This window comes from Arthrobacter sp. 2RAF6 (assembly GCF_052115205.1).
GTDB lineage: Bacteria > Actinomycetota > Actinomycetes > Actinomycetales > Micrococcaceae > Arthrobacter.
Map to the genome: position 1 here is coordinate 1 of NZ_JBFRGF010000020.1, position 9,968 is coordinate 9,968.

Below are 9,968 nucleotides of genomic sequence, written 5' to 3' on the forward strand. Positions count from 1 at the left end.
CCGCCGGAATACTGCGGAAGCACCTCGGTGATCCCGAACTCGGGCGAGAAATAGGCGATGCACGCCGGAGCGTCCGGACCCAGGCCCTGGTACCAGCGCGGCTCACTGAGGTACCGGTCCAGGTCCGCAGCCGCGTGCTGGACACGCTCAATGACTGCGCCATCTTCTGCGAGTTCATGCAGTTCCTCGCGGCTGACCAGGCCCAGGAAGGTCATAGGGTCATGATTGCTTTGCTCCCAGGCCTCGGGATTCAGCGCGGAAAACAGTTCGCGTGTCGGCAAATGCCACGACCAACGCAAGTTCTTCGCCAATCGTGCCAGCGGGGCGATTGCTTCCGGCAGAACCGTTCGGACCGTGAACCGTCGAATTGCTTTCATTTCCGGCCACCTTCGAACGCGGACAGGGCCGGTTTGGTCAACGTTTCCATGCGGTGTACCTCCAAGAGGTTGTTGTGATGATTGGGGTGATGTTGGCTGGGGGTGGGGCCACTCAGTGAGGAGGCTTAGGCAGGCACCACCGGCGAAGGGCAAGCGCTTACATGCTTTGAGCGGGCATCGTTGGCCGTTCCGGCGCTCGACCTGAAACTCAGACGCAGGTGGCGGTCTCCGGCTTCCGTCCTCGCTCTATTCCGGGTCGTGATATCGGCCGCATCTTCAACACGCAGGATTGGTACCGAATGATTCCAAGCACGACTTACTTCCTTAGTCTCCGGGAACACTGATCGGTGACCATCCGCCATGTTGTATCAGGAGGAATCTCATCGCCGTTCGTCGACGCGCCTTGTCGACGCGGGTCGATGGCTCGACAGTAGTTGGCGGCGCAATGGTGTGTCAAATGTCACAATCACGTGTGATGGGACCGCGTAATGAACGCGTCGATTTGGCGGTTTGGGCCCGAACGGCGTGATGGTTTATGGCTGGACGGCGCGCACCACGGTGGTGCTTCCGCGCAACGTCAGCACCGGTTCAGCGAGCCACCGCAGGGCATCCGCGCTCTCACTCCTTAGGCGCCGGGTAAGGAATTGTGCTGCTTCACGCCCCATGACCCTCGGCTCGGCGGACGCTGTGGTCAAGGCGGGTATGAAGCGCTCCGCGGAACCGGCACTGGTGTTGATCGCGACAATGGAGAGAAACTCGGGGACCAGCCAACCATGGCTCGCCGCCGCACCCAGAAGGCCCGCAGTAGCCGCTTCGTTGATCATCACGAGGCCGGTTGTTTCCGGTGATTCTTTGAGGATCTGTCCGAACACCTCGCGGCCACCGGCAAGTGAGCTCGCGGTTGGGAACAGCCGAGCAGTGATCCCGTGCCGCGACGCGGCAGCTGCCACGGCATCCCAGGACCGGACCATCGGGCCGTACCCGGTGTCCAGAGACTCACGCGAGTGCGTCACGAGGCCGATTTCCGTGTGCCCCAGGCTGACGAGGTGCGACACTGCCAGCTCTCCCATGGCTTCAAAATCCGCGTCGACGAATGTCAGGCCATCAGCATCCGTTGGTCGTCCGATCGTGACGAATGGAACACCCGTTTCCAAAAGGACTGGAATCCGTTCGTCGAATGACCTGACTTCCATCAGGAGGATTCCATCTACCAGGCCTTGGGCCACGATCCGCTGCATCTCGCCGAGATCGTCGGGATCCATCGGCCACAGAAGAAGATGGTATCCGTCAGCACGCGCTTGTTCGGCAGCACCTTGGACGTATTCGAACTCCGTGGTGTTCATGCCCTGCTCCCCGACCGGGAAAATCAAGGAGACGATGCCGGTCCGTTTGCCGGCCAAACCCTGGGCGAGCAGGTTCGGCGTATAGCCAAGGTCGGACATGGCCTTCAGGATGCGCTCCCGCGTTTCGGGGGCAATCGGCCGGACACCGCTGAGGGCATAGGACACAGTGCTCCTGGAAACGCCTGCTACCCGCGCAACGTCGGCCATAGTTACCAAGGACTATCCCCCTATATTGTCGGTGGCTGCTTTGCGATGGGCCCGCGAATGACCGCTACCCTCCGGACGGTAATGCCTCATAGTAAACCGTAATCGGTTGGTAAAGTGGTGGAGGCATGCTGAGCCCACTGTCGCATACACTCACCAGCTAAGCGAGGGTGCGGTCCATCGACCCCGAAAAGTGTGATTCCGAAGGGAAGGATGTAGGGGGTGGAGTTGCACGGTTTGCGGGCTCCGTGGTTCGTGGTGAAACGGATTCCGTGTCTTGAAAGCTGAAGGGCTCGTAGCCCTGCTGTGATGGATGTTCTCTACGCATTCATCAAGAGTCAGGAGCTACGAGCCTTGATCGAGCCTACTTCCCCGTGCCCCGATGCTGCCACCGCCATTTTCAACCTGCCCGACTACCGCGTCACCGGCACCGAGGTCCTCGCTTTCGGGCAGCGGCGGATCCGCGTCGAAGCCACCGCCGAGGCCGGCTGTCCGTGCTGTGGCGTCATCAGCACCCGCGTGCATTCACGCCGGCCCCAACGCCTGCGCGATATCCCCGTCGCGGGCCCGGTCGAAGTGGTCTGGGCCAAGCGGAGATTCTTCTGCGATGAGCATTTGTGCCCGCGGCGGACGTTCGCGGAGGAGACCTCCCAGGTCCCGCGCCGCGCCCGGTCCACCCGCCGTCTCCGCGACGCCGTCGTGGCCGCTGTCATTGGGTCCGGACGGGCCGCCGCGGAGGCTGCCTCCTCGTTCGGTGTCTCATGGTGGCTGGTCCGGCGGGCTCTGGATTCCGCGGCGCTGACACTGCCTGACGTTGATGCCCTGGCGCCGCGGATGCCCGGCATCGACGAACACCGCCACCGGTCCGTGCGGTTCTTCCGCGACCCGGCCACCAAGGCCTGGAAACGCTACGAACCTTGGATGACCGCCATTGTCGATCTGGACAGCGGACAGGTGCTCGGGATCGTGGACGGCCGTGACAGCGAGGGCGTCGGACCTGGCTGTTCGCCCGGCCGCTGCAGTGGCGCCTGGGCGTGCAGGTCGTCGCGATCGACCCGTCAGCGGCATTCCGCAAGGCCCTGCGGTGTGGCTCCCGCGCACCGCGGTCTCGGTCGATGCGTTCCACCTGGTCAAGCTCGGCAACGACATGCTCACCGAAGTCCGGCAACGGCTCACCCAGCAGGTCCATGGCGGCGGGGACGTGCCATTGACCCGGTCTGGGCCAACCGGCGGCTGCTCCTGCGCGGCGGCGATACACTCTCGGACCGGGCACGGGACAGGCTCAGCACCATGTTCGCTACCGACGACGCCACCGGGAACCTGCAGGCTGCCTGGCTGGTCAAAGAGCAGCTCCGGGCGCTGCTCGCTACCGGGTGTCTCGCCGACGCGGGCGCGGCGAAGGACCGCCTGCAGAATCTGGTCGAACGAGCCGCGCAGCCGGAAACGAACCGGCTCTGGCGCACGATCTGCCGGTGGTGGAAGGAAATCGAAGTCCTCATCGTCACCGGTGCGACCACAGCGAAAGTAGAAGCAAACAACACAGCCATCAAACACATCAAACGAAACAGGCCGGGGATTCACCAACGCACGCAACTACAAAACGCGTATCCTGTTGCGCTGTGCCGCCAGAACAGCGGCATGAACATCCATCACGGCAGAACAATCACCACGAACCGTGAAGCCGGTTTGCCGCAGTGCAAAGCGGGGTCGGTGCCCACGATCGCGGATTTTTTGCTGACTCGCGTCATGGCGGGAATCCGGGCGGAAGCTCGTGCCGAGGCTGGCGAGGGTCTTGACGACTTGGAGTTCACGCAACCGGGCCGGCGTCGAACGTGAACTAGCTCAGGGGCTGCCAGCGGGCGTCGAATTGTCCCAAAGATTCCCAGTCTCCGAATACCGGGATCGGTTCCCAATGAGCGGAGACATCGACATCCCTGTAGTGAACGACAGATACATTTGGCTGTGACTTATCATTTGTCTCAGCTTCCACGACGCCGTCCGTTTTATAAAACATAGACACTATCTTGATGCGCTCATTTCGAGCTGCCGCACAGGACTTGTCTCAGCGGCCTAATAGGTCACAAACCGGTCGAGCGGTCCCATGAATACTGTTATGACCTCAATGTGGGTGTGCATGTCGAGTATCTGCAGGTTCTCCACATTCTCAGGGCCGCCGGCAGCCAGGATCGGTACATAGCCGAAGCACTGGCTAGGGTCTGGAACACCGAGGCGATCGCGAGCCTGGGGGTAGGGTGCCCAGAAGAGTTCTTCTTCCATGAAACCCGGCTCGTCGAGATTTTTAAGAAAGTAATTCTCCGAGAATAGAGTTCGCACCAGCCCGTGCCGGTAATCCAGGAGGAGAAGCAATTCTCCGTCCCATCCGATGATGTCGCCCATCGCTGTGGTCATGATCGGAATCAGTGGATTGAAGCCTTGATGCGTGTCCCGAACGAGCTGCGTCCAGTCATCCGGGTTGACGACGCGGAGATAACCGTCACGAAAGGTACCAATGCCGTAGTCGGTCCACAGGACCGCAAGTTCCGCTGGTACTAACGTCGCATACTTATCAATCGCCGCTTGCGGCATGGTCCCGGTAACGACGAAATCGGTAATGCCAGTCATGATATCCTCTTGAATTTACTATTCAAATCAATAACTTAGTTTAACATGGATCAGCGTAATCTCACGGTCGGCCTGGCTTAGGTTTGCGGCAATACTACGCACCTGGGCATCAAAGTCGTCGATCCTGGACTTCCATTGTGCGCCGATCGATGAGTTGATTCCTCGATCTCCAACTCCAGAAATAGCAGTTGGGAATCCGCCCGCAATAATATCTTGATTATGAAGAGCTGCTTGTCCCTTCAACCAAGTCGCGGCTTATGCTTTCGCTTCGCTTAAGGATAGCCCCGATGACTGAAGCTCCTTGATCTTCGCATTTAGTTCGAGCCTACGAGCCTTCTGTTGGACCGCCCCGGCTTCGGCAGGGCGTATGGGCTTGCCAGTCGCGAGGCGGGCCAGCACCGCGTCACGGTTCTTCAGGAAGTCCGCGACAGACATGCTGTTTAACCCAAGTTCCTGACCCGTGATCTGTCTGTCGAACTCAATCGGGTTATGTTTGGGATTCATTGCGAACTTGAGCTCAATCCGAGGGATTCGGACGACCCCGTTTGTTGCGATCATGCCGTTCTTGAGTACAGTGCTGGTCCCGGCCTTGAAGGCGCTCACAGCCGCCCCGGCTCCGACCGGTGAGATTCCGCCGAGGAGGATGTCGTGGGCGACGTTCGTTGGTGCGCCGCCATGCATGGCCGCATCAAGTCCAACACTGACTGCGGAGTTGAAGCTGATCCCGGTCATCGCCCGAATCGGTGCCGGGGCCTTGGTCCCGAGGTAGGTCAGGACCTTGACGACCTTGAGCTCGCGGAGCAGGCCCAGCGTGCGGGTGATGGCCGCGGTGATCCCGGCCAGCCTGGTACCGACCGTGGCCGCGACTTCGACCAGCCGGGCGATCATGGCGGCCACCCGGGCACCGGTCAGCCCGATGCGGGCCATCAGGGCGGCATTGCCGACCACTTCGGACGCGCCCACCGTGAACACCGCCAGCAAGGCCGCGCCGGCTTCCAGGGCGACGGTGGTGATGAGGAGTTCCTGGAGTTCGTTGATGATCGCCGTGTGGGCTTCTTCGATCCCTTCCGCGTACTCGGTGCAACCGCTGCCGAGCGCGTAGGCGTTGGTTGCCAGGTCGTTCAGGTAGCCACTGTACTGGCTGAGTTTGGCCTGCACCAGGCTCAGTTCGGGGGTCACCAGCCCGGCCAGTGACGCGCTGGCGGCGTCGATTTTCGATCTGGCGCTGTCCAGATCGTCCCCGGCGCGCTGCCACGCATTATGTGCTGACTTGAGCTTGCCGGTGTCGCCGTTGGGCCAGACGGCCCCGACCACGGACTGTATCCATTCCCATCCTTCGGGAACGAAGTCACTGCGCCCGCCCAAAGCGGTGGGCGAGACGACCGAGCAGGTCCCGGACAAGTCGGACGTGTCAGCGGTGCTGAAGGCAAGGCCGAGCGGCGCGATCCCACCCGAGGCGTAGTGCTCGGCGTCGGCCCATACATTGGCGGTATCGGCCAGGAGTCTGGACAACACACCGGCGCCGGTCACGGCGTCGGTGATACCGCCGACCAGGTTCCGGGCGGCTTCGTCGTAGTCGTGGGCGAACTTGACCCCCGCGTCATCGTTGCCGGCCATCTGGGCGGCACCGGCCAGGCCGCTGCTGAGCCCGTCGAGTGCTTGACGCACGAAGACCTGCGCCGAGGACAGCTCGGCGGATGCCTGCACGTAGGCTGAGGTGTTGACTTTGAGGTGCATGGTCTCAGACCCAGCCTTGCTTCAAGGCGTCGGCCGCCTGGGCGTATTGCTCCTTGGCGTGGGAGACCTGGCCGATGAAGTTGTCGACCTCGACGATCATGGCGTTGGATTCGTTCTGCCACCGGACCATCTGGGATTCAAAGGCCCGGGCGGCGGCCCCGTCCCACCCGGCGGTGACCGTGGCCGACCCGGAAGCTACCTGATCCAGGAGTTCGGTGGCATAGGCGGTCACAGCTGCGAGTTCCTCCAGAAAAAGGGCGATCCCGGATTCGTCAGCTTCGAAATTCGTGCTCATTGGACACCTGGGTGGACGTGAGCCGGCACCGTGACCATGTGGTCGACAGCAGCCGTGTTCGCAGACGAAATCCGGAGTGGGTTCCTACAGGGACGATCACTGGGAACCTTGGAGTCTGAAGGGTATTTCGACTTCCTCGGCATGCGGATGGGACCTGCGCTGCGCGACGACGCGGAGTCGTTCGATGTCTACGGTCGCGCATCCACCTACGCGGGACCGGTTCGCCTCATACACGGCACCGCGGACTTCGTTCCATTGTCCTACGCTGAGCGCTACCTCCAGGTCTACGGTGAAAAAGCAGAGCTGATCGTCGTGCAAGGCGCCGACCACGGCTGGGCGCAACTGCCGCAACGTGAGCTGGCGATCTCCCACACCGTGGACTTCATCAGCCAACAAGCGGAGCGGATCTCTGGCGAATGACGGCCGGACCGAACTTTGTCATGGCGAGAAAACGAAAGAGCCACCCCAACGGGTGGCTCTTTCGTTTTCCAAAAAGTTGAGGCCCTACCCGGAACACGAGCCCGATGTTCCAAGCAAGGCCTCTATGGTGGAGCTGAGGGGACTCGAACCCCTGACCCCCTGCATGCCATGCAGGTGCGCTACCAGCTGCGCCACAGCCCCATATCCTCGCTGCTTCACGAACCGTGAACTGGTTTGAAAATCTCCTCCAGTTTTCGGATTCCTCCGAAGCAACTCAAATATCTTAGAACAGCATTTCCGAAAATTCCAAATCGGGCATATTCAGTTGGTTTGCGGCTTGGAGCCTAGGATTCCTCGACGGCAGGAGCCTTCGCCGAGGCGTCGTCACCGAGTTCCAGATCCACTACCGGGCAGTCTTTCCACAGGCGCTCCAGGGCATAGAAGACCCTGTCCTCGGAGTGCTGGACGTGCACCACGATGTCGGCGTAATCCAAAAGGACCCAGCGTCCCTCGGAACGCCCTTCGCGGCGGACCGGGCGCAAATCCTGCTTGAGCAGCTCTTCCTCGATACCGTCCACGATGGCGTTGACCTGGCGTTCGGTCGGGGCCGAGGCGATGAGGAAGACGTCGGTCAGGGCCAGACGTTCGCTGACGTCCAGGGCGATGATGTCTTCGGCCAGCTTGTCCGCTGCCGCGCGGGCGGCGTGGCGGGCCAAGAGGACGGATTGTTCATGTGCAGTCACGGGACTCCTTGTATGCGGCTTCGAGAATGAACGAAGCCTGTTTGGTGGCAAAAGCCGTTGTGGTCAGCGGGAAAGTCCGCTGGTGATCATGATGATGCCCGCAATCAGGGCGATGGCTCCGATGCCAACGAGACCCAGGACCAGGAGCCGGGTACGCTGGGCGCGCCCAAGTCCCGCCGTCGCGGCGTCGAGCGGTTCAAGTCCGTGAGCCGAACTTGCCGAAATGGGCGGATGTTCGGCCGCTTCCGCGAACGCTTCGCCATCTGGTTCGGAGGCCGACGCCGGGCGTCGACCTGCCGCTTTCGCAGCGGCTTCCGCGCGCGCCAGCACTCCTGCCCGGCCGCGCAGGCCGCGTGGCTTGCCCGACGCCGACTGCCCGGGCTTCAGTTTCGGCGCAGGGGAGGTCACGAGAGGAACAAAGGTGGTGCCGGGCGGTTTCATGACGGGACGTTCCAGTCCCGGAACCTTCACGAATTCCAGGGGCGTCACCATGGCCAGGTTGCTGGCTACAGAAGGTTCGGCACGGACCGGACCAGCGGGACGGCTGTTCTGCTCGGCGAGCTTCTGCTTGGCGATTGCCCTCTTGTTGAGGATCGCTTCGCGTTCAGCCTGGGCGATTTGTTCGGCCAGGGCCTCTGGGTCCGCCGGCTCAGCGTCGGTACGGGACACCCCGGATTCGGCGGCGGGGACTTTCTGCACTGCTGATTCCATTGCCGCGATGTGCTCAAGCTTGTTGGACTGATTGTTCGCTTGGGCTGCCAGGAGCTCACGGGCCATCAAGGCCTGCTCCACGGTCATTTCGGGGGCACCGGGAGGAGGGCCTGCCGTGACGCGTACGCCTCCGCCAGGCGATATGCCCGGGCGATCCGGGCCGGGCTGCTGCTTGCCGGGAGCCTGGACCGGGACACTGGATGTCCTCGGCCCGGATCCTGCTGCCGGAACAACGGGGATCGCCGAGGTGCCCGGAGCAACTTCTTCCTGCAATTGCTGCAGGCGCAACTGGCGGCGCGTGGGCGGGCCGCCGCGGGAAAGCTGTTGCTCCTTATCCGCGAGTTCCTTGATGGCGCGGAGGGCGGCGCGGTCGCGTGCACGCGCCTGCGAAGAACGTTCCGAGGCTGGTTGGGCGTCCAGCGGAGCATCGGCGACCCGGCGCACCCGATTGACCGAAGCGCCACCGGACGCGTGGTTGGCGTCGTCGGAGGTAACGGCCTCGGCTACTGCTGGACGTGCGCCGGTCTCTTCCAGGCGCGCGTCCCGGGCTCGTCGAAGCTCGCGCCGGCTTGGGATGGGGGGCTGTTCCTGGCTCATTCAAAACTCACTCAGTACGGGCTTGGTGTTCTGGTCCGGTCATAGCATGCAGGGGCTCCCCCATGCCGGGCTTGCCCGAGTACAGCCTGTATTTGGCGATGTACTGCACCACTCCATCAGGTACGAGGTACCAGACCGGATTGCCTGCACCCACGCGGGCACGGCAATCCGTCGAGGAAATCGCCATGGCTGGCACTTCCAACAGACTGACGTCCTCCCTGCCCATGCCATCGAGAACATGACCGGGCCGGGTGACGCCGACAAAATGCGCCAAGGACCAAAGCTCGTCGACATCTTTCCAAGACAGGATCTGGGCCAGGGCGTCAGCGCCCGTGATGAAGAACAGGTCCGCATCCGGCCGCTGGGTCCGGAGATCCCGCAAGGTATCGATCGTGAACGTCGGACCGGGGCGGTCCACGTCCACGCGGCTCACCGTGAAATTGGGGTTGGAAGCCGTGGCAATGACCGTCATCAAGTAGCGGTGCTCGGCTTCGCTGACCTGCTTGTGCGATTTCTGCCAGGGCTGTCCGGTGGGCACGAAGACCACCTCGTCCAAGCGGAACTTGGCGGCAACCTCACTGGCAGCAACCAAGTGGCCGTGGTGAATGGGGTCAAAGGTCCCACCCATCACGCCCAAGCGAAGTCGGCGCCCCGTTTCCTCGAAGGGTTTTGCGGCGGAAATGTTAGTGACCCAGCCCTGGGTGCTTGGCCGGGTGCTGGCGGTGCGGATCCGAGTGCTCGTCGACGGCGTCGTGACGGTTGCCGAGGTTCGTGTAGGAGACTGCGACAAACATCAGGACAAGCAGGATGCAGAACATGGAGATGCCGAAGACGAAAGGAGGAACCCACAACGGCGCCGGCGCCTCGCTTTCGCCCCCTTGCGTGAGAATTGAAATGGCGATCTGCTGAAACTGCATTT

9 protein-coding genes, 1 tRNA gene and 2 pseudogenes are annotated in these 9,968 nt (G+C 62.2%); 2 read left to right on the plus strand and 10 right to left on the minus strand.

All coding sequences use genetic code 11. From position 1 onward, the window contains the following. Together AB4Z38_RS14770 and AB4Z38_RS14775 are read right to left on the minus strand one after the other, a co-directional pair. The coding region (locus tag AB4Z38_RS14770) for a DUF3417 domain-containing protein (RefSeq protein ID WP_441430405.1) at positions 1–377 on the minus strand (377 nt) is incomplete at its 3' end. A gap of 533 nt (positions 378–910) precedes the next feature. Next, positions 911–1,927 (minus strand): LacI family DNA-binding transcriptional regulator, encoded by a 1,017-nt coding sequence (locus AB4Z38_RS14775; RefSeq protein WP_441430470.1) that lies wholly within the window; start codon positions 1,925–1,927, stop codon positions 911–913. Between the two features lie 351 nt (positions 1,928–2,278). Here AB4Z38_RS14775 and AB4Z38_RS14780 point away from each other — a divergent pair. Next, positions 2,279–3,566: pseudogene (locus AB4Z38_RS14780) on the plus strand (ISL3 family transposase). A 428-nt stretch (positions 3,567–3,994) separates the two neighbouring features. On the opposite strand, the gene AB4Z38_RS14785 reads toward AB4Z38_RS14780, so the two are convergent. The 3 genes and pseudogenes from AB4Z38_RS14785 to AB4Z38_RS14795 form a co-directional block, all read right to left on the minus strand. Continuing rightward, positions 3,995–4,546 carry a T6SS immunity protein Tdi1 domain-containing protein gene (locus AB4Z38_RS14785; protein WP_441430406.1) on the minus strand — a complete coding sequence of 184 codons (552 nt, stop codon included), beginning with the start codon at positions 4,544–4,546 and terminating at the stop codon, positions 3,995–3,997. A 27-nt stretch (positions 4,547–4,573) separates the two neighbouring features. Next, positions 4,574–6,283, minus strand: a pseudogene (locus tag AB4Z38_RS14790) (polymorphic toxin type 15 domain-containing protein). Between the two features lie 4 nt (positions 6,284–6,287). Next, positions 6,288–6,578 carry a WXG100 family type VII secretion target gene (locus tag AB4Z38_RS14795; protein WP_441430407.1) on the minus strand — a complete coding sequence of 97 codons (291 nt, stop codon included), beginning with the start codon at positions 6,576–6,578 and terminating at the stop codon, positions 6,288–6,290. A gap of 108 nt (positions 6,579–6,686) precedes the next feature. Here AB4Z38_RS14795 and AB4Z38_RS14800 point away from each other — a divergent pair, with 108 nt between their 5' ends. Next, positions 6,687–6,998: an alpha/beta hydrolase family protein gene (locus AB4Z38_RS14800; RefSeq protein ID WP_441430408.1), complete on the plus strand. Its 312-nt coding sequence runs from the start codon at positions 6,687–6,689 to the stop codon at positions 6,996–6,998. Between the two features lie 125 nt (positions 6,999–7,123). On the opposite strand, the gene AB4Z38_RS14805 is transcribed toward AB4Z38_RS14800, so the two are convergent. The 5 genes from AB4Z38_RS14805 to AB4Z38_RS14825 all read right to left on the minus strand — a co-directional run bounded on the left by AB4Z38_RS14805 (position 7,124) and on the right by AB4Z38_RS14825 (position 9,966). Continuing rightward, a tRNA-Ala gene (locus tag AB4Z38_RS14805) sits at positions 7,124–7,199 on the minus strand. A 143-nt stretch (positions 7,200–7,342) separates the two neighbouring features. Continuing rightward, complete coding sequence (gene rsfS, locus AB4Z38_RS14810; protein ID WP_059389355.1) at positions 7,343–7,741, minus strand: ribosome silencing factor; 399 nt, start codon at positions 7,739–7,741, stop codon at positions 7,343–7,345. Between the two features lie 63 nt (positions 7,742–7,804). Next, positions 7,805–9,049 (minus strand): hypothetical protein, encoded by a 1,245-nt coding sequence (locus AB4Z38_RS14815; RefSeq protein ID WP_441430409.1) that lies wholly within the window; start codon positions 9,047–9,049, stop codon positions 7,805–7,807. A 7-nt stretch (positions 9,050–9,056) separates the two neighbouring features. Next, positions 9,057–9,686, minus strand: coding sequence for a nicotinate-nucleotide adenylyltransferase (nadD, locus tag AB4Z38_RS14820; RefSeq protein WP_268818916.1), 630 nt, complete (start codon positions 9,684–9,686; stop codon positions 9,057–9,059). A 46-nt stretch (positions 9,687–9,732) separates the two neighbouring features. Then, a complete protein-coding gene (locus AB4Z38_RS14825; RefSeq protein WP_441430410.1) occupies positions 9,733–9,966 on the minus strand; it encodes a hypothetical protein in 234 nt (77 codons plus the stop codon). Between the last annotated feature and the right edge of the window lie 2 nt (positions 9,967–9,968).